This is a genomic window from Psychrobacillus sp. NPDC093180 (genome assembly GCF_044754065.1).
Classification (GTDB): Bacteria; Bacillota; Bacilli; order Bacillales_A; family Planococcaceae; genus Psychrobacillus.
Genome location: NZ_JBIVOJ010000011.1, coordinates 77,209 through 102,434, shown reverse-complemented (window position 1 = coordinate 102,434; position 25,226 = coordinate 77,209). Strand labels below are relative to the sequence as shown.

Below are 25,226 nucleotides of genomic sequence, written 5' to 3'. Positions count from 1 at the left end.
GATCATGATGTCCCACTCTAGATATATCTAAAAAAGTATAGTTTTTTATACTTTTCTATTTGATATGCTTCTTTTCTAATGACCGGGAAACCATGATTGCTGATTCGTGCAATCATGGTTTTTTATTGTCTAAAATTAGGAGGAAGTAAATTTGAATTTAATCGAACAATATGGTTGGAATGATAAATGGGAAGAAAAAAAGCAAGGTAGTGGTATCGCAGGGCGCGTCCTACTAGAGCATAAACATTTATATCGAGTAATAACAAACGAAGGAGAATGGTTATGTTCTCTTTCCGGAAAGTTTAAATTTGATCATGGGCGGGAGGCATTTCCTGCCGTTGGAGATTGGGTTGAACTAGAACAAATGCCAGGAGAGGAAAAAGGGATTATCCATGAGGTGCTTCCTCGTAGCTCACAGTTCTCAAGAAAAGTGGCCGGTTCAACAATTGAAATACAGTTAGTCGCTGTAAATGTCGATTACGTCTTTCTTGTCATGTCCCTTAATAATGACTTTAATGTACGCAGGTTGGAGCGCTACTTGTTAGCAGCATGGGATTCTGGAGCAACACCTGTAGTTGTATTGACAAAAAAAGATGCATGTGATGACTTGGCATACTATATAAGTGAAGTAGAATCTGTTGCTTTTGGTGTTGATATATTCGCGGTCAGTAGTGTAACAGGAGAAGGAATCGATAGCTTGGCGAACCTTTTGTCGGCAGGTAAAACAGGTGCACTACTAGGATCTTCCGGAGTAGGGAAGTCTTCCTTGATCAATGCATTGTCTGGTGAAGAAGTAATGGCTGTTAATGGTATTCGGGAAGACGATAGCAAAGGCCGGCATACAACGACGCATAGAGAGCTAACCCTATTACCGGGTGGAGGGTTACTAATCGATACCCCAGGGATGCGAGAATTTCAACTTTGGGACACAAGTGAGGGCGTAAGTGCAAGTTTCAAAGACATTGAGGAACTAGCAGAAGGATGTCGTTTCCGAGATTGCAAGCATGAAAAAGAACCAGGTTGTGCAATACAAGAAGCTATATACACTGGGACCATTAAAGAAGAACGATATAAAAGCTATGTAAAATTAATGAGAGAACTTGCCCACATTGAACGAAAAAATGATGTGGCCGCTCGAAAAGTAGAGCGAGATAAGTGGAAACAAATTACGAAAACCCAAAGAAGTAATTACAAAAAGAAAAAATAAATCTTGCAACGAATAAATTAAAATTACCCGACTACTAATTCATTTGATTAGTAGTTTTTTTATCTTTTAAGAGTTATGAAATTGCTGTTAGGTGGTTGTTTAGGGATATTGCGACGTAGTTAGTTGATGAAGTTGTCCGCTAGATTTTCACTGCAGTCGTACGCTTTCCGCCGGGTGAGCGATGAGCCATTCCCTCCGCTTAGGGCGTCGTTGGAATGTCTCATTTTGCTCCCTCATCCGGCAGGAGTCGACGCCAGCAGCGAAAATCTATAATAACTGCTTGTTTATTCATTATCGGCTTGCTAAAACCAACTATTAAACAGTTTCTAAACTGGGTAAATCCAATAAATGGTGGAGTGCGACAATATCCACTGTGACTGCGATAAACTAGCCCTTGAACACGACAAAGCCGACAAAATCGATGCTTTTTGTTAAGTCCCCAATAATGCGCCATTATTATCGGTGTCTCACTCCAAGTTAACTTGTTTTATGAAAAATTGGTTGCTCTCAGGGGTAATTTGGTTGCTGTAAGACGGCAACTAGTTGCTCTTAACATTCGTTTGGTTGCTCTCAGACTACAACTGGTTGCTTTCAACAGATTTTGATTGCCCTTAGCCATTTTTTGGATAAACGTATTCTGTCACTACATAATTGGAGGGATTTAGTGCGGCTGCCCGAGACTCCTGCGGGAAAGCGGGGCAGACGAGACTCCTGTAGTCACTCGCGACGAAGCGGCTCGGCGCTCGCCCGCGGAAAGCGAAGCGCCGCCGTGCTAAATCCAAGTGGTCACTTTCTTCCACTCCCTACTTCGCAGTTTCCCTATACTGTACGACAAAGAGCTGTCGAAAAAACAAGACATATTTAAAGACAATGCATGTTTTTTTATTCAGAAATTCGGGAACACTGATGGAAGAATCGTATCAATTGCACAACTATAATTTTCTCGTTATAATATAGTCAAAGTTAGTCAAAGTCAGTTTGCGAGAAGAGGTGAGAAGGTGAAAAATATATCTGACATTATTGAAGGGTATTTGAAGTCCATTATAGAAGAAGAGAGTAAGGGACAAATTGAAATAAAAAGAAGTGAAATTGCTGAAAAATTTCAGTGTGTTCCATCTCAGATAAATTATGTGATAAATACTCGATTTACCCAAGATCGCGGATACTTAGTGGAAAGTAAACGTGGTGGCGGTGGATATATTCGAATCCTCCGCGTGCGGGCGCATACGAAAGCTGATTTGATTGAGCATATAATACAAGGACTAGAAAAAGGGGCATCTGAGACGGTAACAGAAGATATTGTATTCCGATTGATCGATGAAGAAGTTATTTCTAATCGAGAAGCAAAACTTATCTTAGCTGCCCTTAATCGAACGACACTTGCTATTCCACTGCCAGCAAGAGATGAGCTAAGAGCGCGTATACTATGTGCAATGCTACTTACTTTAAAATATGAAAAAAAGTGAAGATGAACGGGGTGTTGAAAAGTGATTTGTGAAAATTGTAAGCAAAGACCTGCAAAAGTAACGGTTACGCAAGTGCATAACGGTGAACACTTTGAAAGACATTATTGTGAGGTCTGTGCAAATAGTCTCCACCCGTTTTATGTGGAATATAAACATGATCCATTATCTCTCCATCAATTATTAACAAATTGGTTCAATCATACAGATCAACAACCAATGCAACAAGTGCAGAAAAAACTTCCATTAGAATGTGAAGCATGTGGTTGGTCTATTCAACGATTTTTAGATGAAGGGAAATTTGGTTGCGCCTCTTGTTACAACAGTTTTCGAGAACAATTACCTACCGTATTTAAACGTTTACATAACGGAAACGTGACACATGTCGGGAAAGCACCTGGTGCATTCGGCGAAAAATTAGCGGTGAAAAAACGAATTGAAGAAATAAGGTTGCAAATGAAAGAAGCAATTGAAACAGAAAAGTTTGAAGAGGCCGCCTTGCTAAGGGATGAGGTAAGGGAACTAGAAGATAAACTTGCCGCTGGAGGTGAAGAAACGCATGTCGATTGAACGTTTTTTAGATAACTCGATTTCTAGTTGGATGGCAGGAGATGGAGAACATTCCGATATTGTCATGAGTACAAGAATTCGACTAGCAAGAAACTTAAACGGATATCGATTTCCTCTTGCATTTACAGAAGATGAAGCGCATAAAATTGACCAATCCGTTTCGGCTACGTTATTAGATGCGAATGAGGATCTACAGATGAACTTCTCCTCCATTCAAATAAAGGATTTGTCTGAATTGAGTCGTCAAGTCCTTGTAGAAAAGCATTTAATCAGTCCTAAGCTAGCAAATTCGCCGATGACTGGTTCAGCCCTTATATCTGATGATGAGGCTGTTAGCGTAATGGTCAATGAGGAAGACCACATTCGTATTCAATGCTTATTTCCAGGTCTTCAAATTCAAGAAGCATACAAGCAAGCAGACACGATTGATCGAGTTTTAGAAAAAGAGCTATCTTATGCGTTTGATGAGCAATTCGGTTATTTAACAAGCTGTCCTACTAATACAGGTACTGGTTTACGTGCATCCGTTATGATGCATTTACCAGCATTAACGATAACTAAACAAATGAACCGAATCGTAACAATTATCTCTAGATTAGGAATGGTTGTAAGGGGTATTTACGGGGAAGGCAGTGAAGCGCTCGGGAATGTATACCAAGTATCCAATCAAACAACTCTTGGTAAAACGGAGGAAGACATAATTGCCGATCTTCAAAGCATTGCCGAACAAATTATTCAAAAAGAAAGAGAAGCAAGAAATGCACTTTTAAAGCATTCAGCCAATACACTAGAGGATCGGTTATATCGTTCTTTAGGAACCTTATCGTACGCACGTATTATGACCACGGAAGAGGCAGCAAAGTGTCTGTCCGATGTGCGTTTAGGGATAGATATGGGACTTATTGAAGATGTAGATGAGACTATCTTGAATGAATGTATGGTCTTTATGCAACCAGGATTTTTACAACAATATGCCGGAACGACTTTAAATACTTCTGAACGAGATTTGTTTCGAGCAAAGTTGCTAAGGGAAAGGTTGCAAAAGGGAGAAAAAACGAAAACAAAAGGAGAGAACTCATATGATGTTTAATCGATTCACACAAAGGTCGCAAAAAGTTTTACAATTAGCGCAAGAAGAAGCAATTCGCTTAAAGCACGAATCTATCGGCACAGAACATATATTGCTTGGTTTAATCCGTGAAGGCAGTGGTATAGCTGCAAAAGCATTAGAAGCGATTGAAGTAGATACAAAAGTGATTGAAGTGGGAATTGAAGAGCTAGTTGGAACTGGCGCAGAAGAAGTTGGTCCAATCGTCAACTACACACCACGTGCGAAAAAAGTAATTGAGCTTTCCGTAGACGAGTCTCGCAAACTGGGACACTCCTATATAGGTACAGAGCATTTATTGTTAGCATTGATCCGAGAAGGAGAAGGAGTGGCGGCAAGAGTTTTAAATAATGCAGGTGTTAGTCTAAACAAAGCTCGCCAACAAGTTCTTCAATTACTAGGTAGTAACGATCAATCTCATGGTAATGCGAATAATAGTGCTGCTCCGGCAAGTACTCCTACGCTCGATGGATTAGCACGTGATTTAACTCAAATTGCTAGAGAAGGTACACTAGATCCGGTAGTGGGGCGTAGTAAAGAAATTACACGTGTTATTGAGATCCTAGCGCGCCGAACAAAAAATAACCCTGTTTTAATAGGAGAACCTGGTGTTGGTAAAACAGCAATCGCAGAAGGTCTTGCTCAGCAAATTATCCAAAATGAAGTCCCGGAAATCTTGCGAGATAAGCGAGTAATGACACTTGATATGGGAACAGTGGTTGCTGGAACTAAATATCGCGGTGAATTTGAGGATCGCTTGAAAAAAGTAATGGATGAAATTCGCCAGGCTGGAAATGTGATTCTATTCATAGATGAGCTTCATACATTAATTGGGGCAGGTGGAGCAGAAGGTGCAATAGATGCATCGAACATTTTAAAACCAGCACTTGCACGTGGGGAAATTCAATGTATTGGTGCGACAACATTAGATGAATATCGAAAATACATTGAGAAAGACGCTGCGTTAGAGCGTCGTTTCCAACCGATCCAAGTGGATGAACCATCAGTCGCTGAAGCGATTCAAATTATATACGGCTTACGTGATCGTTATGAAGCCCATCACCGTGTGAAAATTACAGACGAAGCGGTAGAAGCGGCAGTTAAAATGTCCGACCGTTATATCTCGGATCGTTTCTTACCAGATAAAGCAATCGATTTAATCGATGAGGCAGGTTCAAAAGTAAGACTACGTTCTTACACAACACCTCCTAATTTAAAAGAATTGGAGGCAAAGTTAGAAGCAATTCGTTCAGAGAAAAACGCTGCTGTTCAAAGCCAAGAATTTGAAAAAGCTGCATCATTCCGCGACAAAGAACAAAAGCTTAAAGACGAGCTAGAAAAAATGAAGAATGACTGGAAAGAAAAACAAGGAAAAGAAGAGTCAGAAGTAACGGTAGAAGATATTGCGGCAGTTGTTTCTATGTGGACGGGAGTACCTGTTTCTAAGCTAGCGCAAACTGAATCTGAAAAGTTATTAAAGCTAGAAGAAAAACTGCATGAACGAGTAATCGGTCAAGCGGAAGCTGTAGATGCGATTTCTCGAGCAATTCGCCGAGCTCGTGCAGGTTTAAAAGACCCTAAACGACCAATTGGTTCCTTTATTTTTCTTGGACCTACTGGTGTAGGTAAAACAGAACTTGCACGTGCGCTTGCTGAAGTAATGTTTGGCGATGAAGACGCGATGATTCGTGTAGATATGTCCGAGTATATGGAAAAACACTCGACTTCACGTCTAGTAGGGTCTCCTCCAGGTTATGTTGGATTTGATGATGGCGGACAGTTAACAGAAAAAGTACGTCGTAAACCTTATTCAGTTATCTTGTTAGATGAAATAGAGAAAGCACATCCAGATGTGTTTAATATTCTCTTGCAAGTTTTAGAAGATGGTCGACTAACTGATTCTAAAGGACGTACAGTAGATTTCCGCAACACAGTTGTCATTATGACCTCTAACGTAGGAGCGGATGCACTTAAATACAATAAACATGTTGGATTTAACCTACAAGAAGCTGGAAAAACGGATTATAAAGACATGAAGGGCAAAATGCTAGAAGAATTGAAAAAAGCATTCCGTCCTGAATTCTTAAACCGTTTAGATGAAATGATTGTCTTCCACTCTCTAGAAAAAGAACATTTAAAACAAATTGTTTCACTAATGACGGAACAATTAGCTAAACGCTTAAAAGAACAAGGAATAGAACTTGAGCTTACAGAAGCAGCTCAAGAGAAAATTACAACAGAAGGATTCGATCCGGCTTACGGTGCACGTCCATTGCGTAGAGCACTACAAAAACACGTAGAAGACCGACTTTCTGAAGAGTTATTAAAAGGGGAAGTCTTAGCAGGGCAACATGTCGTGTTTGATGTAGAAAATGATGAATTTGTTGTACGTACAAAAGCGGCGGTAGCAGCAGAAAAATAATATTGCGGGCATTCCAACCCTAAGGACGGAATGCCCTTTTTTTACTCAGTATCAATCTAGCGCCAGCGCTTTGCTCCAGGATATGGCGTATTTTGCAGACCTATCACATTCTCATTTACCTGTCGGAGACAACTAGGCGCTTGTGCTTTTTACATAGGAGGTACCATGGCGAAGAAAAAAACGAAATTTATGTGCAATGCTTGCGGTTATGAGGCTGCTAAATGGATGGGAAGATGTCCAGGATGCGGTGAATGGAATACGATGGTGGAAGAAGTGGAAATCGTATCGAAAGGTCCTAAACGGACTTTTCAGCATTCTACAGGCGTAGTGCAAAAAGCAACACCGATTATTGCAGTGGAAACTGTGGAGGAACCTCGAGTAGCAACCGACTTTGGTGAGTTAAATCGTGTGCTTGGTGGTGGTATAGTACCTGGCTCCCTTGTGTTAATAGGTGGAGATCCGGGTATTGGGAAGTCGACACTTCTTTTGCAAGTTTCAGCCTTACTTGCGAATAAAGGAGAGCGAGTTTTATATATCTCTGGTGAAGAATCTATCCGCCAAACAAAACTTCGTGCAGAACGTTTAGGGGTTACCTCGGCGGAACTATATATTTATTCGGAAACGAATTTAGAATTGATCAACGAAACAATCGATAGTGTAGAACCCAAGTTTGTGATTGTGGATTCTATTCAGACGGTGCACCACCCGGAAGTAACAAGTGCTCCAGGAAGTGTCTCTCAGGTACGAGAATGTACAGCTGAACTAATGCGTATTGCCAAGACTAAAAACGTCGCTATCTTTTTAGTTGGACATGTAACGAAAGAAGGACAAATTGCAGGTCCCCGTATACTTGAACATATGGTAGATACCGTTTTATATTTTGAAGGAGAACGCCATCATACGTATAGAATTTTAAGGTCTCAAAAAAATCGCTTCGGTTCCACTAACGAAATAGCAATCTTCGAAATGGTGCAGCAAGGATTAAAAGAAGTGTTAAATCCCTCTGAATTATTCCTACAAGAACGTTCGCATGGTGCTGCAGGTTCGGCAATTGTTGCCTCGATGGAAGGGACAAGGCCGATTTTAGTTGAGATACAAGCGCTTGTAACACAATCCAGTTTTAACTACCCGAAACGAATGGCAACCGGAATTGATCAGAACCGCGTGTCATTACTTATGGCGGTGCTAGAAAAACGTATGGGATTGTTGCTTCAAACACAAGATGCATATATAAAAGTTGCGGGTGGAGTAAAACTAGACGAACCTGCGATCGATTTATCCGTCCTAGTAAGTATCGTATCCAGTTTTCGGGATACAGGTGTAACTCCTACCGATTGTTTTATAGGAGAAGTAGGGTTAACAGGAGAAGTCCGAAGAGTCTCTAGAATTGAACAACGTGTGCAGGAAGCGGCAAAGTTAGGGTTCAAACGAGCGATAGTTCCGGCGTCTAATATAGGTGGATGGGATTATCCAAAAGGAATTCAGGTTATAGGTATAGAATCTGTAAATGAAGCAATGAAAGAAGCATTTTCTTAAGTTTAAGACTTAAAGACATACTCCTTGTGGTCTTAATAGACGTAGTAAGACCGCAAGAAGTATAATAAATAATTAATGGAGGTGGCATTTTGTTGAAATGGATTATACAAATCGCATTTGTTTTAATTGGTGGTACATTGGGTTTAATATTATTACCGCATTTATACGAATTAATTAATTTATCCAATAACCCTTGGATCCACAATCCTTACGTATCTATTTTAATTGGAGCAATATTACTTTACGTTGCAGCCTTGTTTTTAACGGATTACTTAATAAACTTTATTAAGTGGATGGAAGAACGGTTGTTGCGGGCGCCGATTGGAGATTTACTTTTCGGTACACTTGGTTTAGTTATTGGATTGATCGTTGCATTTTTACTTGGATCAGCTATTAATAATATTGCCTTTTTGGGCATTGACTCTATTGTACCAGTATTATTATCAATCGTACTTGGATACTTAGGTTTCCAGGTAGGGTTTAAAAAACGAGATGAATTAATTCATGTTTTTACTTCTACTAAGCAACAAACTAGCAAAAAGAAAGCTGCAGATGAAGAAGGTGCACAAGGTTTAGGTCTGGGAACGTATAAGTTGCTAGATACGAGTGTGATCATCGACGGACGTATTACGGATATATCAGAAACAGGGTTTATCGAGGGAGTATTGGTAGTTCCACAGTTCGTGCTAACAGAGCTGCAACATATAGCTGATTCTTCTGACACGCTTAAAAGAACAAGAGGACGGCGTGGGTTAGATGTGTTGAAAAAACTACAAACCGAACGTGCTTCTGCAGTCTTAATAGTAGAGGAAGACTTTGAAGACATACAAGAAGTAGATTTAAAGCTAGTCCGTCTAGCTAAAAAGATGAATGGAATCGTTGTAACTAATGATTTTAACTTGAACAAAGTATGTGATCTACATCAAGTACGTGTTTTGAATATTAATGACTTAGCAAATGCAGTGAAGCCAGTCGTTATTCCTGGGGAAATAATGCATGTAGTTGTCATTAAAGACGGAAAAGAACATAATCAAGGTGTTGCTTACTTAGATGATGGAACGATGATTGTTGTGGAAGGCGGAAAAGCATATATCGGTCAGGCGATAAATGTGGAAGTGACAAGTGTATTGCAAACCTCTGCAGGTCGGATGATTTTTGCGAAACCACAAGAATCTAAATAAGGGGAGGGGTTATTTCCTGTTTTATTAGGAAAAGCCCTTTTTCTATGTAGTGTAGGAGGGTATGCTATTGTTGTATACGGTATTGTTACCTGCTGCTGGAAGTGGTAAAAGGATGGGAGCAGGCCAAAATAAACTTTTTTTAGAATTAAGAAAGATTCCAATTTTAATACATACTTTACGCGCTTTTGAACAAGATCCGAAGTGTCATCAAATTGTATTGGCAGTGAAAAAAGAAGAACAAGCTTTTATCGAAGAGCTGCTAGTAAAACATCGGATTTCCAAGGTTGCCGCCATTACCGAAGGAGGAGCAGAACGGCAACATAGTGTATATGCTTGCTTAAAGGCTTCGCCGTCTAAGGGTATTGTGCTCGTACATGATGCTGCAAGACCATTTATAAGACAAGAGGTTATCCATCGATTAGTACAAGCTGCAGAAGAATTTGGAGCGGCGGTAGCGGCGGTTCGTGCAAAGGACACGATGAAAAAAGTAGAAAATGGTATAATCCAGGAAACAGTTGATCGAGAAAGCCTCTGGATTATTCAAACACCGCAAGCATTCCGGTATGATGTACTGGAAACAGCAGAAAGAGTAGCAGAAAAAGAAGGTTTTTTAGGTACAGACGAAGCAATGCTTGTAGAACGACAAGGTGAGCAGGTCCATATTATAGAAAGTACCTATGATAATCTGAAGATGACAACACAAGAAGATCTTCTTTTTGGAGAAGTAATTTTAACTAAACGAGAGCAGGAGGAAAAATAGAATGATGCGAATTGGTCAAGGATTTGATGTGCATGAGTTTGCGGATAATCGCCCGTTAATAATAGGAGGGGTAACGATTCCTTACGAAAGAGGTCTTATCGGGCATTCTGATGCAGACGTGCTACTTCACACAGTTACAGACGCAGCCCTTGGAGCAATTGGAGAGGGAGATATAGGAAGACATTTCCCAGACACTGATCCTGATTTTAAAGATGCAGATTCAGCAAAACTTTTAGAGCATATTTGGAAGTTAGTAGATGAAAGAGGATATAAACTAGGGAATATCGATTGTACGATTATTGCCCAAAAACCAAAAATGGCACCACATATAGAAACGATTCGCGCACGTGTCGCAGAACTTCTACAGGCAGACGTTAGTCAGGTAAATGTGAAAGCAACAACAACTGAAAAATTAGGTTTTACAGGACGTGAAGAAGGAATTGCTTCCATGGCAACTATATTGCTTCTAAAGAAAGACTAACTTTTAAAAACAGGTTAGCAGTGGTAAAATAAAAAAAGTTTAGATGCACGAAAACTAGGAGGAAAATCAATGACACAAGAAGTTCGCGTACGCTACGCGCCAAGTCCAACAGGGAACTTACATATTGGAGGAGCACGTACAGCATTATTTAACTATTTATATGCACGTCATCATAACGGAAAATTTATCGTTCGTATAGAGGACACGGATATCGAACGTAATATCGAAGGTGGCGAATTATCACAACTGGATAACTTAAAATGGTTAGGTATCGAGTATGATGAGTCTGTTGATATCGGAGGACCTTATGCACCTTATCGTCAAATGGAGCGACTAGATGTTTATACAAAACATGCAGAAGAAATGGTAGAAAAAGGCCATGCTTATAAATGCTTCTGTACATCAGAAGAATTAGAAGCTGACCGTGAAGTACAAAAAGCAAATGGGGTAGCTGCTCCTATGTATAATGGTAAATGCCGTCATTTATCAGTTGAAGAAGTACAAGCAAAAGAAGCAGAAGGTCTTCCTTATACTATTCGCATGCGCGTTCCGGAAAATGTGACTTATACATTTGAAGATTTAGTACGTGGATCAGTTACGTTCGAATCAAAAGATGTTGGTGATTGGGTTCTTGTGAAAGCAAATGGCATCCCAACTTATAACTACGCAGTTGTGTTAGATGATCATTTCATGAAAATCTCCCATGTATTTCGAGGAGAAGAGCATTTATCCAATACACCTAAACAATTGATGGTATTCGATGTGTTCGGATGGGAATATCCGAAGTACGGCCATATGACATTGATCATTAATGAAAGCCGTAAAAAACTATCTAAACGTGACGAATCCATTATTCAATTCGTTGCTCAATATAAAGACCTTGGCTACTTACCGGAAGCAATGTTCAACTTCTTTGCATTACTAGGTTGGTCTCCAGAAGGAGAAGAAGAAATTTTCTCTAAGGATGAGCTCATTAAAATATTTGATGTAAACCGCTTATCTAAATCACCGTCTATGTTTGATAAGCAAAAACTAACATGGATGAACAATCAATACATTAAACAGTTGCCAATAGAAAAAGTAATAGAACTTGCACTACCACATTTACAAAAAGCGGATCTTCTTCCGGCTGAATTATCAGAAGATCAACGTGTCTGGGCAAATAATTTAATCGCACTTTACCAAGACCAAATGAGTTACGGTGCAGAGATTGTAGAATTATCTTCTTTGTTCTTTAACGATGAACTTGCATATAATGAAGAAGCGACAGAAGTATTAGTGGGAGAACAAGTTCCAGAAGTAATGGCTGCATTTAAAGTACAATTAGAAAGCCTAGAAACTTTTGAAGCAGCAGAGATTAAAGCTGCGATTAAAGCTGTACAAAAGGAAACAGGACATAAAGGGAAAAACTTATTTATGCCAATTCGTGTCGTAACGACTGGTCAAACACATGGCCCTGAATTAGCGGATGCCATTAGCTTAATAGGAAAAGAAAAAGTAATTGAACGCGTTGCTAAGTACGCAAAACAATAAGATTGACTTTCCGCTCCTAAGGTGTGAAAATGAGTGTACAAATAAGAGAACGGAAAAATAAGAAAAGCGAAGAAGAGGAGAAGTAAGTAACGCATGTTCTTTAGAGAGGACCATCACCGGCTGAAAGTGGTCTGAACGAGTGGGTTACCGAAATGCACCTCAGAGCGCCATGCCGAACATGTTTAGTAGGCTGGACGTATCATCTGCGTTAAGGATGTCGAGTGGGAAAAAGAGAGATTTTTTCCAATCAGAGTGGAACCGCGCTTTTGCGTCTCTGTCTAGTATTAGGCAGAGGCGTTTTTTTGTGCAAAAAAAGGAGGAGGTACCAAAATGTTGGAACGTATCAAAGAGGACATAGCTGTTGTTTTTGAACAAGATCCTGCAGCGACGAGTAAGTTAGAAGTAATATTAACATACGCAGGTTTACATGCCGTTTGGAGTCATCGAATTGCGCATGCTTTATACAAAAAACAGTTTTTTTTCCTTGCACGAGCAATCTCTCAAATAAGTCGCTTCTTCACTGGTATTGAGATTCATCCAGGAGCTACCATTGGTAGACGTTTTTTTATAGATCATGGTTCAGGAGTTGTAATTGGAGAGACTTGTGAAATCGGAAATGACTGTACGATTTATCAAGGTGTCACTCTAGGTGGAACGGGAAAAGAAAAAGGAAAGAGACATCCAACTCTTGCAGATAATGTACTCGTTGCAACGGGAGCGAAAGTATTAGGATCTATTACTATTGGGGAAAATAGTAAAGTGGGTGCAGGTTCCGTTGTTCTGAAAGACGTACCAATGAACTCAACGGTTGTTGGAATACCGGGAGTTGTCGTTATTCAAGACGGAGTAAAACTAAAACGGGACTTAGATCATCAAGACTTGCCGGATCCAATTGCTGATCGTTGCAAAAGGATGGAAGAAGAAATTGCGGCACTTCAAGAGGAAATTAGACGACTGGCAAAGGAAAGGGAGAAACATTTACTATGACAATCCAAATTTTTAATACATTAAAGCGTGAGAAAGAACCATTTGTGCCAATGGAAGAAGGAAAAGTAAAAATGTACGTTTGTGGTCCAACAGTCTACAACTACATTCATATCGGAAATGCACGCCCTGTTATTGTGTACGATACGGTAAGAAAATATCTGCAATATCGTGGATATGATGTGACGTTTGTATCGAACTTTACAGATGTCGACGACAAAATTATTAAAGCAGCAAATGAGCTAGGAGAAGACGTATCTGAGTTAACTGCTCGTTTTATTAAAGCATATTTTGCTGATGTGGAAGCGCTTGGCTGCAGTAGAGCAGATTCACACCCTCGCGTTACGGATCATATGGATGAAATTATAGATTTTATTCGAGTATTAGAAGAAAAAGGCTACGCTTACGAATCTCAAGGAGATGTATACTACCGTACGAGAAAGTTTGATGGCTATGGGAAGCTATCCCATCAATCAGTAGATGATTTGAAGGTTGGAGCACGTATTGAAACTGGAGAAAAGAAAGAAGATGCTTTAGATTTTGCTCTATGGAAAGCAGCGAAACCAGGTGAGATTTTCTGGGAAAGTCCTTGGGGGCAAGGGCGTCCTGGCTGGCATATCGAATGTTCTGTAATGGCACGAGAAATACTAGGGGATACGATTGATATTCACGCGGGCGGCCAAGATTTAACCTTCCCTCACCATGAAAATGAAATTGCGCAGTCGGAAGCTAGAACAGGTAAAACATTTGCGCGATATTGGATGCATAATGGGTATATTAATATTGACAATGAAAAAATGTCTAAATCACTTGGTAACTTTGTCCTAGTGAATGACATTCGTCAGCAAATTGACCCGCAAGTACTACGTCTATTTATGTTAAGCGTCCATTACCGCCATCCGATCAACTATTCAGTCGACCTAGTAGAGCAAGCAGAAGCTGGTCTTGATCGTATTCGTACCGCATATGCAAACGTGTTGCATCGATTGAATGCAACGGCTGACTTAGGGGACCAACATGATATTTGGCTGCATAAAATCGCAGAAGTACAAACACAATTTGAAACCGCGATGGATGATGATTTTAATACTGCAAATGGCATTGCGGCAATCTTTGAATTATCCAAGCTTGCTAATACGTATTTGCTAGAAAAACAAACAGCAGAAAAAGTGTTGAAACAGTTTATAGCTATATTCGATAAATTAACGGCAGTACTAGGTTTAACATTGCAAAAAGAAAATGAAGTGCTCGATGAGGAAATTGATGCGTTAATTGAAGAGCGTAACCAAGCGAGAAAAGATCGTAATTTCGCAAGAGCAGATGAAATAAGAGATCAATTAAAAGAGATGAATATTATTTTGGAAGATACTGCGCAAGGTATCCGATGGAAACGAGGATAAACTTGTGGAAAACTTTAAATTATCCGATGTGAAACAACTAAATGCTTTAGCGTTAGCGTATATGGGAGATGCTGTATTCGAACAAGTAGTTCGAAAGCATCTCATCTTTTCCGGACGCGTTAAGCCCAATACTTTGCATAAAGAGGCGACAAAGTATGTATCTGCTAAAGCACAAGCGACAATTGTACGAGAGATGTTAAATACCGGGTTTCTAACAGAAGAGGAGGAAGCTGTACTTCGAAGAGGCCGTAATGCGAAGTCTGGTACAGTTCCGAAAAATACAGATGTCCAAACATATCACTATAGTACTGCGTTTGAAGCAGTTGTGGGAAGTCTATACTTAAGTGAACAAGAAGTACGTTTACACGAGGTATTACAATTTTCAATCGACTTTATAGATAAACAGAAAGGGGAGAAAAAGTAAATGGCAGAACAAACAGAGCAAACGGGAGAAATTATTGCCGGTAAAAATCCAGTGGTGGAAGCACTGCGCTCAGGTAGAGATATGAATAAGGTATGGCTCGCAGAAGGAATCCAAAAAAGTGGAGTTTCTGAAATCATGCAATTAGCAAAAGAGGCAGGAATCATTGTTCAATTTGTTCCCAAAAAGAAATTAGACGGTTTGACAGATGCAAACCACCAAGGGATTGTTGCATCCGTTGCCGCATATCGCTATGCAGAATTAGACGATCTATTTGCTTTAGCAGCAAGTAAGCAGGAGGATCCACTTTTTGTTATTTTAGATGAAATTGAGGATCCGCATAATCTTGGTTCCATTATGCGAACGGCTGATGCAGTAGGTGCTCATGGCATTATCATTCCGAAAAGACGTGCTGTTGGACTGACGGCAGTTGTTGCAAAAGCATCTACCGGGGCAATTGAGCATATCCCGGTATATCGAGCTGGCAATTTGTCTCAAACGGTAGACGAGTTAAAAGAACGTGGTGTGTGGATTGCTGGAACAGATGCTCAAAAGTCAACAGATTATCGTAATATGGATGCAACACTTCCCCTTGCCCTGATCATCGGTAGTGAAGGTAAAGGGATGAGTCGTTTGTTGAAGGAAAAATGTGATTTTCTTTATCATTTGCCAATGGTCGGTCATGTAACTAGTTTGAATGCGTCAGTAGCTGCGTCAATACTTTTATACGAAGTATTGCGCGTCCGAAATCCGCTTCAAGGATAATAGCATGCAAATTCTACTTGTCGATGGTTATAACATCATCGGCGCATGGAGCGAGTTAAGGAAGTTAAAAAATGATAAATTACTAGACGCTAGAGACAGATTGATCGAGCTAATGGCAGAATATAAGGCATTTACAGGTATTCGAGTGATTGTTGTTTTTGATGCGCATCTAGTGCCAGGTATTGAACACAAAAAGAAAGAATACGATGTGGAAATCATCTATACGCGTAAAAACGAAACAGCAGATGAGCGAATCGAAAAACTTACTTTAGAACTAAGCAGCAGAAGGGTACAAATTTATGTAGCAACTTCTGATATGACAGAACAAAGGGTAATATTTGGACAAGGAGCGCTAAGAAAATCAGCAAGAGAATTTGAAATTGAAATGCTGGCTATTTCTTCGAAAATTACGAAAAAAATGAAGCATATACAAGAAAATAAGCCCACTTCTACTATACCCTTAACAGAGGAAGTTGCAGAAATTTTTGAAAAATGGCGAAGAGGAATGAAATGATTCATTGACGCTATAAAATTTCATCCTGTATACTTGTGGTAACTATTAGTAATTTAGCTGAGGTGACTTCATTGGAAAAGACAGAACAGAATCTACAGCAATTGGATAGTTTACTAGATGAGGAACTTGTAGAGCTGGTTCATCAAGGAAACACTGAAGCGCTAGATTTCTTAATAACGAAGTATCGTTCGTTTGTTCGAATGAAAGGAAGATCCTATTTTTTAATAGGTGCCGATAAAGAGGATATTCTCCAAGAAGGAATGATTGGATTATATAAAGCAATACGAGATTTCAAGGAAGAGAAACTTGCTTCTTTTCGTGCGTTTGCAGAGTTATGTATTACGAGACAAATTATAACTGCGATTAAAACAGCTACCCGTCAAAAGCATATCCCGCTAAATTCTTATGTCTCTTTGGACAAGCCTATTTACGATGAAGAATCAGATCGTACGCTAATGGATATGATTGCTGGCTCTGTCGTAGATGATCCAGAAGAGTTAATTATTAATCGAGAAGATTATGATTACATGGAAGGAAAGATGGCTGAAATCTTAAGTGAGTTAGAGCAACAAGTACTCGCGTTATATTTGGATGGACAATCTTATCAGGAAATTTCGGAAGAGCTAAATCGTCATGTGAAGTCAATTGACAATGCATTACAGCGTGTTAAAAGAAAACTAGAACGCTATATGGAGATTGACAGTAATTATGTATAAATGCTAATGTTTGGTTGACACTGTTTCTGTAAAATGATAATCTTGAAAAAGAATTATACGCGTAAAAAGGTGATAAATTGACAAAGAAAATTGTCTTAAGTTGTGTGCAATGTGGACATCGGAATTATACAGTTCCGGCGTCGAAAGAGAGTGCATCTATACGTACAGAAAGAAAAAAACACTGTGCGCATTGTAACGCACATACACTTCATAAACAAACGCTGTAAGTTTGAAAGTAAGATAGATTTTCCATGTGGAGGTTTAGCTAGAATGGCTAATGTAGGTGGATTTTTTAAAAATGTAATGTCTGAAATGAGAAAAGTAAGTTGGCCAAAACGCAAAGAACTAACTCGCTATACAATAATTGTTCTTGCTACGGTTGTATTAATGACTGTGTTTTTTGCTATAGTAGACTTAGGGATCTCAGAATTATTCCGCTGGTATTTAGGATGATAACAAGTAGCATGTAAATATTTTTTGAAATAGCCCGTCTTAGAAAACGAACGGGTTTTTTCATTTGTCTAAAGAAAAGGAGGGAAAGGACGTTAGGTCCTGTCATGTATGGAGAAAAATTGGTATGTAGTTCATACTTATTCTGGGTATGAAAATAAAGTAAAAGCAAATTTAGAAAAACGTGTAGAAACGATGGGGATGTCAGATAAAATTTTTCGCGTGTATATCCCTGAGCAAGAAGAAATCGATTTTAAAGATGGCAAAAAACGCGCCGTTTTAAGAAAAACTTTCCCGGGTTATGTCTTTGTGGAACTAATTATGACCGATGATGCTTGGTATGTAGTTCGAAATACGCCAGGGGTAACAGGGTTTCTTGGTTCTTCAGGTGGAGGTACAAAACCAACTCCATTAGCGCCGGAAGAAGTGCAATCTATGCTGAAACAAATGGGTACAGATGATCGCAAGGTAGAAGTTGATTTCACAATAGGAGAATTGGTAGAGGTTTTAGAAGGACCGTTTGCTCACTTCCAAGGTAAAGTGGAAACAATCGATTTAGAAAAAGCTAAAGTAACGGTTTCCGTAGATATGTTCGGACGAGAAACAAACATGGAATTAGATTTTGATCAGGTGATTAAAATATAATTATGTATAGATACTTGCAGAAGTAACAAAAAAATGGTATCATTTCAAAGGTCAGACTGAAAATACGTCTGCATTAATTTTCTAATGTTATCAGCGCAGAGCTGAGAGACAGATATTTGAGTGGGAGGGGCAACCCAATTACCACATCACGGACTTAAGGAGGTGTGTCTCGTGGCTAAAAAAGTGATTAAAGTTGTTAAATTACAAATTCCTGCTGGAAAAGCAAACCCAGCACCGCCAGTTGGTCCTGCATTAGGACAAGCAGGTGTTAACATCATGGGATTCTGTAAGGAGTTCAACGCACGTACTGCAGATCAAGCAGGTCTAATCATTCCGGTTGAAATTTCTGTATTTGAAGACCGTTCATTTACTTTCATTACAAAAACTCCGCCGGCAGCAGTGTTACTTAAAGTAGCAGCAGGTATTCAATCTGGATCAGGTGAACCGAACCGCGTAAAAGTGGCGAAAGTGAAACGTGAAAAAGTTCGCGAAATCGCTGAACAAAAAATGCCAGATTTAAATGCAGCATCTGTTGAAGCAGCTATGTTGATGGTAGAAGGTACTGCACGCAGCATGGGTATTACGATCGAAGACTAATACTTAAAGTGCATTTTTGATATGACGCATTTGTTTTTTGAAAGGTTGTAGTTGTTCATTTGGATAACTGCAACCTTTACACGTGGGAGGTTTAATTCCGCTAAAACCACTATCAAGGAGGACATTTTAAATGGCTAACAAAGGTAAAAAGTTACAAGAAGCAGCTAAATTAGTTGATAACAGCACATTATACTCAGCTAAAGAAGCGATCGAGCTTGCGAAAAAAACAAGCACAGTTAATTTCGATGCAACAGTAGAAGTTGCATTCCGTTTAGGAATTGACACTCGTAAAAATGATCAACAAATCCGTGGGGCAGTTGTACTTCCAAACGGTACTGGTAAAACACAACGCGTATTAGTATTCGCTAAAGGTGAAAAGCTTAAAGAAGCTGAAGCTGCTGGTGCAGACTACGTAGGCGATGCAGAATACATCAACAAAATCCAACAAGGATGGTTTGACTTCGACGTGATCGTAGCAACTCCTGATATGATGGGTGAAGTTGGTAAAATCGGTCGTGTTCTTGGACCAAAAGGTTTAATGCCAAACCCGAAAACAGGTACTGTTACATTTGACGTTACAAAAGCAATCGAAGAAATTAAAGCAGGTAAAGTTGAATACCGCGCTGACAAAGCTGGAATTATCCACGCTCCAATCGGTAAAGTTTCTTTCGAAGACGATAAATTAGTAGAAAACTTCATGGCAGTATTTGAAGTAATTCAAAAAGCTAAACCAGCTGCATCAAAAGGTGTTTACATGAAGTCAGTAAATGTTACAACTACTATGGGGCCAGCTGTAAAAGTTGATGCTCAATCGATTAAATAATAATTGACAACGTAGAAGTTATCTGGTAAGATGACTTTTGTTGTGAAATATACATTTGTACCGAAGACAGTAGGAGTGACTCGTCACTTAATATCCTACCGAGGACAAGCAAATTCAGATTCTTATTAGATGATGACTTTCTGCCTCTGTGTCTATCCGTAGATCAGAGGCTTTTCTTTTTTCGGTATAAATGGCCAATTCTTATAGGAGGTGCCAAGATGAGCAAAGCAATTGAAACAAAAAAAGTGCAAGTTCAAGACATTGCAGAAAAGTTTAAAGCTGCCGCTTCTGTAGTAGTAGTTGATTACCGTGGTTTAAACGTTGCGCAAGTAACAGAATTACGTAAACAACTTCGTGAAGCTGGTGTGGAATTCAAAGTTTACAAAAACTCACTTACACGCCGTGCTACTGAAGTAGTTGGAGTTGACGGGATTAATGAACATCTTGTTGGTCCAAACGCAGTTGCATTTTCTAACGAAGATGTAATCGCACCTGCAAAAATCATTAATGATTTTGCTAAAAAGAACGATCAGCTTGAGATCAAAGCTGGTATCATCGAAGGAACTGTAGCATCTGCTGAAGATGTGAAAGCATTAGCAGAACTTCCATCACGCGAAGGACTTCTTTCTATGCTTCTTTCAGTACTTCAAGCTCCAGTGCGCAACTTCGCACTTGCAACAAAAGCTGTTGCAGAACAAAAAGAAGAGCAAGGCGCATAATTTATTACGCGGCTTGATAAGAAAAAAACGGCTAACAGCCTAAAAAATATCCAATTACAGGAGGAAATTATAATGAACAACGAGCAAATCTTAGAAGCTATCAAAACAATGACAGTTCTTGAGTTAAACGACTTAGTAAAAGCAATTGAAGAAGAATTCGGTGTAACAGCTGCTGCACCAGTAGCAGTTGCTGCAGGTGGCGGAGCTGCTGCTGAAGAAGAAAAAACTGATTTTGACGTAATCCTTGCATCTGCTGGAGCTCAAAAAATCAAAGTAATCAAAGTGGTTCGTGAAATCACTGGTCTTGGATTAAAAGAAGCTAAAGAATTAGTTGACAACGCTCCAAAACCACTTAAAGAAGGCGTTTCTAAAGATGAAGCAGAAGCTTTCAAAGCTCAACTTGAAGAAGTTGGCGCAGGCGTAGAAGTTAAGTAATTTTTGTACACTCCGAAGAAAAAAGCTCGTCAGTAAACGACGGGCTTTTCTTCGTATGTATTGTGGAGGGTTATTCGGTGTCTGATCATTATTATTCTAGAAAACCTCAAACGGAAAGTAAACCACGTCATTGGAATTTTACATTGCTCGGTCACAATTTTCGATTTGAAACAGATACTGGTGTATTTAGTAAGAGCGAAGTAGATTTTGGCTCCCGTGTATTAATCGATGCTTTTGAAGTGCCTGATCAAGAAGGTGACTTTTTAGATGTAGGGTGTGGGTACGGACCTATAGGTCTTTCTATTGCAAAAGCAAATGAAGAGAGAACAGTTCATTTAGTAGATGTAAACACACGTGCAATCCAACTTGCAGAAAAAAATGCTGCTGCTAACGGGGTACAAAATGTACGAATCTATGAAAGTGATGGGTTGTCAGCAGTTACTACTGCAAACTTTGCGGCTATTATAACTAATCCACCGATTCGCGCTGGAAAAGAAACTATTTTTCGTTTTTACAAAGAGTCCTATGAGAAGTTGGTTTCAAAGGGAGAATTGTGGGTTGTGATTCAAAAGAAACAAGGGGCACCATCTACTTTTAGTTATTTAGAAGAGATTTTTGGTCAAGTAGAAGTTGTAGAGAAAGCAAAAGGCTATTGGATTATAAAAGCTACAAAAGATTGACTTGACAAAATCGCTATGATATTATAATAAAATGCAAAAATATTATTTTGAGGACGTGTGCCCTTTTGAATAAAACTTATAAAATTGGGTATACTGGCCGAGAAAAAGTTTGGTTAATCGAAAAATGAGCTCTTATTAAGAACTCGTTTTCTTTTTGTCTTTCGTTATCATACACCAAAATGTGTATAACGAAAAGACCTATTATCGCTTTATTGAGGGGTGAATGAGTTGACAGGTCAACTAGTTCAGTACGGACAACACCGCCAACGCAGAAGCTTTGCGCGTATTAGTGAGGTGCTTGAACTTCCGAATCTAATCGAAATTCAAACAGCATCTTACGAATGGTTCCTTGAAGAAGGTTTGCGTGAAATGTTTAAAGATATTTCACCAATCGAGGATTTTACAGGCAATCTATCACTTGAATTTGTCGACTATAGTTTAAATGAACCGAAATATTCCGTCGACGAATCGAAAGAACGTGACGCAACATATGCGGCACCACTGCGCGTAAAAGTGCGTCTCCACAACAAAGAAACGGACGAAGTGAAAGAACAAGATGTCTTCATGGGTGATTTCCCGCTTATGACAGAAACAGGTACTTTCGTAATTAATGGTGCTGAGCGCGTTATCGTATCTCAGTTAGTCCGTTCACCAAGTGTTTACTTCCATGATAAAACAGACAAAAACGGTAAAAAAGGCTTTGGGGCAACAGTAATCCCGAACCGCGGTGCATGGCTAGAATATGAAATTGATGCAAAAGACGTAGTGTACGTTCGTATCGATCGCACTCGTAAATTACCAGTGACTGTTTTACTTCGCGCTTTAGGCTTTGGATCCGATCAAGAAATCATCGATTTAATCGGTGACAATGAATATCTACGTAATACGCTTGAAAAAGATAACACAGAAACGTCTGAAAAAGCGTTGCTTGAAATTTATGAGCGTTTACGTCCTGGTGAACCACCAACAGTGGAAAGTGCAAAGAGCTTGTTATATTCTCGCTTCTTTGACCCAAAACGCTATGATCTTGCAAATGTTGGTCGTTACAAAATGAATAAAAAACTGCATATAAAAAATCGTTTGTTCAATCAAACGGTAGCAGAAACTTTAGTGGATCCGGAAACGGGTGAGATATTAGTAGAAGCTGGTACACTTATTGATCGTCGTGTGCTAGACAAACTAATTCCTCATTTAGAAAATGGAATTGGCTTCAAAACGTTATCGCAAGTTGGTGGTGTTTTAGAAGACGACATTACAATCCAATCGATTAAAATATTTGCTCCAAACGATGAAGAACAAAAAGAAATTAATGTTATTAGTAATGCGTATGTAGAAAATGAAGTAAAAAATATTACGCCAGCTGATATCGTTTCTTCTATTGGTTATTTCTTTAATCTATTATTCAATGTTGGAAACACAGATGATATTGATCATCTTGGTAACCGTCGTTTACGTTCAGTAGGAGAATTATTACAAAACCAATTCCGTATTGGTCTTTCTCGTATGGAACGTGTGGTACGTGAACGTATGTCTATTAACGACACACAGTCCATTGTGCCTCAACAACTTATTAATATTCGACCAGTTATTGCATCTATTAAAGAATTCTTTGGTAGCTCGCAATTATCTCAATTCATGGACCAAACAAACCCACTTGCTGAACTTACGCACAAACGTCGTCTGTCAGCGCTTGGACCAGGTGGTTTAACGCGTGAGCGTGCTGGTTTCGAAGTACGTGACGTTCACTATTCTCACTATGGTCGTATGTGTCCGATCGAAACACCAGAGGGTCCGAACATCGGGCTTATTAACTCACTTTCAAGCTTTGCAAAAGTGAATAAATTTGGTTTTATCGAAACACCATATCGCCGAGTTGACCCAGAGACTGGCTTAGTAACGATGCGCATTGATTACTTAACTGCTGATGAAGAGGATAACTACGTAGTAGCACAAGCAAACTCTTTATTATCAGATGAAGGCGCGTTCTTAAACGAAGAAGTAGTTGGGCGTTTCCGAGGGGATAACACGGTATTCAGAAGAGAACAAGTGGATTACATGGACGTTTCTCCAAAACAAGTTGTTTCTGCAGCGACAGCATGTATCCCATTCTTAGAAAACGATGACTCGAACCGTGCACTAATGGGAGCGAACATGCAACGTCAAGCTGTTCCATTGTTAAATCCAGAAGCTCCTTTTGTTGGAACTGGTATGGAACATGTGAATGCACGTGATTCTGGAGCTGCTGTAATTGCGAAGTATCACGGAATCGTAGAGCATGTTGAAGCGAAAGAAATTCGTGTTCGTCGCATAGAAGAAGTAGATGGAAAAGAAGTTAAAGGTGATTTAACTTCGTATAAAGTCCATAAATTTGAACGATCTAACCACGGGACATCTATCAACCAACGTCCAATTGTTAAAGTGGGAGATCGAGTAAAACCACTTGATATTCTTGCAGACGGTCCTTCTATGGAACAAGGAGAGCTTGCTCTAGGACGTAACGTGCTAGTAGCCTTCATGACATGGGATGGATACAACTACGAGGATGCTGTTATTATGAGCGAACGCCTTGTGAAAGATGATGTATATACTTCTGTGCATATTGAAGAATATGAATCAGAATCACGAGACACTAAGCTTGGGCCAGAAGAAATCACAAGAGATATTCCAAACGTCGGAGAAGATGCACTTCGCAACTTAGATGACCGTGGAATTATCCGTGTCGGTGCAGAAGTACGTGATGGGGATATTTTAGTTGGTAAAGTAACACCTAAGGGAGTTACAGAACTGACTGCCGAAGAACGTCTACTACATGCTATTTTTGGTGAAAAAGCACGTGAAGTTCGTGATACATCTCTACGTGTACCTCATGGTGCTGGTGGGATTGTATTAGATGTAAAAGTCTTCAATCGTGAAGATGGCGATGAGTTGTCTCCAGGTGTTAACCAATTAGTTCGTGCTTATATCGTTCAGAAACGTAAAATCTCCGTTGGGGATAAAATGGCCGGACGTCATGGTAACAAAGGGGTTATCTCGCGTATCCTTCCGGAAGAAGATATGCCGTTCCTTCCAGATGGAACACCAGTTGACATCATGTTAAACCCACTTGGTGTACCTTCTCGTATGAACATTGGGCAAGTATTAGAGCTACACTTAGGTATGGCTTCTAGACTACTTGGAGTTCATATGGCTTCACCAGTATTTGATGGTGCCAACGAGGAAGACGTGTGGACGACAATGGAAGAAGCAGGTCTAAACCGAGATGGTAAAACAACATTATACGACGGACGTTCAGGCGAACCATTTGATAATCGCGTTTCTGTCGGAATTATGTATATGATTAAACTTGCCCACATGGTAGATGATAAGTTACATGCTCGTTCTACTGGACCATATTCACTTGTTACGCAACAACCTCTTGGAGGGAAAGCGCAATTTGGTGGACAACGTTTCGGTGAGATGGAAGTATGGGCACTAGAAGCATATGGTGCAGCTTATACATTGCAAGAAATTTTAACTGTGAAATCCGATGACGTTGTAGGACGTGTTAAAACGTACGAAGCAATTGTTAAAGGAGAAAGCGTACCAGAACCTGGCGTTCCAGAATCATTCAAAGTATTGATTAAAGAATTACAAAGTTTAGGTATGGACGTTAAAATGTTAACGATTGACGAAGAAGAAATTGAACTTCGTGATTTAGATGAAGATGATGATATCCCAGCAGCTGATGCACTTGGAATTTTGCCACAAGCAAGCGAAGAGGAACCAGTTGAAATCGGGGAATAAAAATAAAAATCGGACAGGTGATACCTGTCCGTA

The 25,226-nt window shown here is 39.6% G+C and carries 25 protein-coding genes and 2 other annotated features; all 25 genes read left to right on the top strand.

The window, feature by feature from the left end:
- The first annotated feature begins 151 nt into the window (after positions 1 to 151).
- Positions 152 to 1,207, top strand: coding sequence for a ribosome small subunit-dependent GTPase A (gene rsgA, locus ACIP9W_RS16885; RefSeq protein WP_400791689.1), 1,056 nt, complete (start codon positions 152 to 154; stop codon positions 1,205 to 1,207).
- Positions 1,208 to 2,205: 998 nt separating this feature from the next.
- Positions 2,206 to 2,673 carry a CtsR family transcriptional regulator gene (locus ACIP9W_RS16880; RefSeq protein WP_142538158.1) on the top strand — a complete coding sequence of 156 codons (468 nt, stop codon included), beginning with the start codon at positions 2,206 to 2,208 and terminating at the stop codon, positions 2,671 to 2,673.
- 21 nt (positions 2,674 to 2,694) lie between these two features.
- Positions 2,695 to 3,240: a UvrB/UvrC motif-containing protein gene (locus ACIP9W_RS16875; protein WP_282241564.1), complete on the top strand. Its 546-nt coding sequence runs from the start codon at positions 2,695 to 2,697 to the stop codon at positions 3,238 to 3,240.
- Positions 3,230 to 4,330 carry a protein-arginine kinase McsB gene (mcsB, locus tag ACIP9W_RS16870; RefSeq protein WP_400791685.1) on the top strand — a complete coding sequence of 367 codons (1,101 nt, stop codon included), beginning with the start codon at positions 3,230 to 3,232 and terminating at the stop codon, positions 4,328 to 4,330. The genes ACIP9W_RS16875 and mcsB overlap by 11 nt, the downstream gene beginning before the upstream one ends.
- Positions 4,320 to 6,770, top strand: coding sequence for an ATP-dependent Clp protease ATP-binding subunit (locus tag ACIP9W_RS16865; protein WP_282241563.1), 2,451 nt, complete (start codon positions 4,320 to 4,322; stop codon positions 6,768 to 6,770). Before mcsB ends, ACIP9W_RS16865 begins: the two co-directional genes overlap by 11 nt.
- A gap of 165 nt (positions 6,771 to 6,935) precedes the next feature.
- Positions 6,936 to 8,306, top strand: a complete 1,371-nt coding sequence (gene radA / locus ACIP9W_RS16860) for a DNA repair protein RadA (RefSeq protein WP_400791682.1) — start codon at positions 6,936 to 6,938, stop codon at positions 8,304 to 8,306.
- A gap of 89 nt (positions 8,307 to 8,395) precedes the next feature.
- Entirely contained in the window at positions 8,396 to 9,487 is a 1,092-nt protein-coding gene (locus ACIP9W_RS16855) for a PIN/TRAM domain-containing protein (RefSeq protein ID WP_400791680.1), read from the top strand.
- 67 nt (positions 9,488 to 9,554) lie between these two features.
- A complete protein-coding gene (ispD, locus tag ACIP9W_RS16850; protein WP_400791678.1) occupies positions 9,555 to 10,247 on the top strand; it encodes a 2-C-methyl-D-erythritol 4-phosphate cytidylyltransferase in 693 nt (230 codons plus the stop codon).
- Between the two features lies 1 nt (position 10,248).
- Positions 10,249 to 10,728 carry a 2-C-methyl-D-erythritol 2,4-cyclodiphosphate synthase gene (gene ispF / locus ACIP9W_RS16845; protein WP_282241559.1) on the top strand — a complete coding sequence of 160 codons (480 nt, stop codon included), beginning with the start codon at positions 10,249 to 10,251 and terminating at the stop codon, positions 10,726 to 10,728.
- 69 nt (positions 10,729 to 10,797) lie between these two features.
- The gene (gene gltX, locus ACIP9W_RS16840; protein ID WP_400791675.1) at positions 10,798 to 12,261 is read left to right on the top strand and encodes a glutamate--tRNA ligase; all 1,464 of its coding nucleotides are present in this window, start codon (positions 10,798 to 10,800) and stop codon (positions 12,259 to 12,261) included.
- Positions 12,262 to 12,321: 60 nt separating this feature from the next.
- Positions 12,322 to 12,540: a binding site (T-box leader), on the top strand.
- Between the two features lie 51 nt (positions 12,541 to 12,591).
- Entirely contained in the window at positions 12,592 to 13,248 is a 657-nt protein-coding gene (cysE, locus tag ACIP9W_RS16835) for a serine O-acetyltransferase (protein WP_400791672.1), read from the top strand.
- Positions 13,245 to 14,645, top strand: a complete 1,401-nt coding sequence (gene cysS, locus ACIP9W_RS16830) for a cysteine--tRNA ligase (RefSeq protein ID WP_400791669.1) — start codon at positions 13,245 to 13,247, stop codon at positions 14,643 to 14,645. Before cysE ends, cysS begins: the two co-directional genes overlap by 4 nt.
- A 61-nt stretch (positions 14,646 to 14,706) precedes the next feature.
- The gene (locus ACIP9W_RS16825; RefSeq protein ID WP_400791769.1) at positions 14,707 to 15,069 is read left to right on the top strand and encodes a Mini-ribonuclease 3; all 363 of its coding nucleotides are present in this window, start codon (positions 14,707 to 14,709) and stop codon (positions 15,067 to 15,069) included.
- On the top strand, positions 15,070 to 15,831 hold the full coding sequence (gene rlmB / locus ACIP9W_RS16820) for a 23S rRNA (guanosine(2251)-2'-O)-methyltransferase RlmB (protein ID WP_400791666.1): 762 nt from the start codon (positions 15,070 to 15,072) through the stop codon (positions 15,829 to 15,831).
- A 4-nt stretch (positions 15,832 to 15,835) separates the two neighbouring features.
- Positions 15,836 to 16,345, top strand: coding sequence for an NYN domain-containing protein (locus tag ACIP9W_RS16815; protein ID WP_282241554.1), 510 nt, complete (start codon positions 15,836 to 15,838; stop codon positions 16,343 to 16,345).
- 71 nt (positions 16,346 to 16,416) lie between these two features.
- On the top strand, positions 16,417 to 17,061 hold the full coding sequence (gene sigH / locus ACIP9W_RS16810; protein WP_142538171.1) for an RNA polymerase sporulation sigma factor SigH: 645 nt from the start codon (positions 16,417 to 16,419) through the stop codon (positions 17,059 to 17,061).
- 77 nt (positions 17,062 to 17,138) lie between these two features.
- Entirely contained in the window at positions 17,139 to 17,288 is a 150-nt protein-coding gene (gene rpmG, locus ACIP9W_RS16805; protein ID WP_142538172.1) for a 50S ribosomal protein L33, read from the top strand.
- A 43-nt stretch (positions 17,289 to 17,331) separates the two neighbouring features.
- A complete protein-coding gene (secE, locus tag ACIP9W_RS16800) occupies positions 17,332 to 17,514 on the top strand; it encodes a preprotein translocase subunit SecE (RefSeq protein WP_142538173.1) in 183 nt (60 codons plus the stop codon).
- A 108-nt stretch (positions 17,515 to 17,622) separates the two neighbouring features.
- Positions 17,623 to 18,156 carry a transcription termination/antitermination protein NusG gene (gene nusG, locus ACIP9W_RS16795; RefSeq protein WP_282241553.1) on the top strand — a complete coding sequence of 178 codons (534 nt, stop codon included), beginning with the start codon at positions 17,623 to 17,625 and terminating at the stop codon, positions 18,154 to 18,156.
- Between the two features lie 171 nt (positions 18,157 to 18,327).
- Positions 18,328 to 18,753 carry a 50S ribosomal protein L11 gene (gene rplK, locus ACIP9W_RS16790; RefSeq protein ID WP_282241552.1) on the top strand — a complete coding sequence of 142 codons (426 nt, stop codon included), beginning with the start codon at positions 18,328 to 18,330 and terminating at the stop codon, positions 18,751 to 18,753.
- A 130-nt stretch (positions 18,754 to 18,883) separates the two neighbouring features.
- Positions 18,884 to 19,576, top strand: a complete 693-nt coding sequence (gene rplA, locus ACIP9W_RS16785; RefSeq protein WP_142538175.1) for a 50S ribosomal protein L1 — start codon at positions 18,884 to 18,886, stop codon at positions 19,574 to 19,576.
- Between the two features lie 42 nt (positions 19,577 to 19,618).
- Positions 19,619 to 19,762: a sequence feature (ribosomal protein L10 leader region), on the top strand.
- A gap of 32 nt (positions 19,763 to 19,794) precedes the next feature.
- The gene (gene rplJ, locus ACIP9W_RS16780; RefSeq protein ID WP_142538176.1) at positions 19,795 to 20,295 is read left to right on the top strand and encodes a 50S ribosomal protein L10; all 501 of its coding nucleotides are present in this window, start codon (positions 19,795 to 19,797) and stop codon (positions 20,293 to 20,295) included.
- Positions 20,296 to 20,367: 72 nt separating this feature from the next.
- Entirely contained in the window at positions 20,368 to 20,730 is a 363-nt protein-coding gene (gene rplL / locus ACIP9W_RS16775) for a 50S ribosomal protein L7/L12 (RefSeq protein WP_400791660.1), read from the top strand.
- Between the two features lie 77 nt (positions 20,731 to 20,807).
- Entirely contained in the window at positions 20,808 to 21,410 is a 603-nt protein-coding gene (locus tag ACIP9W_RS16770) for a class I SAM-dependent methyltransferase (RefSeq protein WP_282241550.1), read from the top strand.
- Between the two features lie 228 nt (positions 21,411 to 21,638).
- Positions 21,639 to 25,193, top strand: coding sequence for a DNA-directed RNA polymerase subunit beta (rpoB, locus tag ACIP9W_RS16765; protein WP_282241549.1), 3,555 nt, complete (start codon positions 21,639 to 21,641; stop codon positions 25,191 to 25,193).
- Positions 25,194 to 25,226 lie beyond the last annotated feature (33 nt).

Bases quoted from the DNA above. Each gene is read 5' to 3' on its own strand.
- ACIP9W_RS16825 (WP_400791769.1), top strand. From the start codon at position 14,707: ATGGGAGATGCTGTATTCGAACAAGTAGTTCGAAAGCATCTCATCTTT.
- ACIP9W_RS16815 (WP_282241554.1), top strand. From the start codon at position 15,836: ATGCAAATTCTACTTGTCGATGGTTATAACATCATCGGCGCATGGAGC.
- nusG (WP_282241553.1), top strand. From the start codon at position 17,623: ATGGAGAAAAATTGGTATGTAGTTCATACTTATTCTGGGTATGAAAAT.
- rlmB (WP_400791666.1), top strand. From the start codon at position 15,070: ATGGCAGAACAAACAGAGCAAACGGGAGAAATTATTGCCGGTAAAAAT.
- rplL (WP_400791660.1), top strand. From the start codon at position 20,368: ATGAACAACGAGCAAATCTTAGAAGCTATCAAAACAATGACAGTTCTT.
- ACIP9W_RS16865 (WP_282241563.1), top strand. From the start codon at position 4,320: ATGATGTTTAATCGATTCACACAAAGGTCGCAAAAAGTTTTACAATTA.
- radA (WP_400791682.1), top strand. From the start codon at position 6,936: ATGGCGAAGAAAAAAACGAAATTTATGTGCAATGCTTGCGGTTATGAG.
- secE (WP_142538173.1), top strand. From the start codon at position 17,332: ATGGCTAATGTAGGTGGATTTTTTAAAAATGTAATGTCTGAAATGAGA.
- rplJ (WP_142538176.1), top strand. From the start codon at position 19,795: ATGAGCAAAGCAATTGAAACAAAAAAAGTGCAAGTTCAAGACATTGCA.
- ispF (WP_282241559.1), top strand. From the start codon at position 10,249: ATGATGCGAATTGGTCAAGGATTTGATGTGCATGAGTTTGCGGATAAT.
- cysS (WP_400791669.1), top strand. From the start codon at position 13,245: ATGACAATCCAAATTTTTAATACATTAAAGCGTGAGAAAGAACCATTT.
- mcsB (WP_400791685.1), top strand. From the start codon at position 3,230: ATGTCGATTGAACGTTTTTTAGATAACTCGATTTCTAGTTGGATGGCA.
- gltX (WP_400791675.1), top strand. From the start codon at position 10,798: ATGACACAAGAAGTTCGCGTACGCTACGCGCCAAGTCCAACAGGGAAC.
- cysE (WP_400791672.1), top strand. From the start codon at position 12,592: ATGTTGGAACGTATCAAAGAGGACATAGCTGTTGTTTTTGAACAAGAT.
- rplA (WP_142538175.1), top strand. From the start codon at position 18,884: ATGGCTAACAAAGGTAAAAAGTTACAAGAAGCAGCTAAATTAGTTGAT.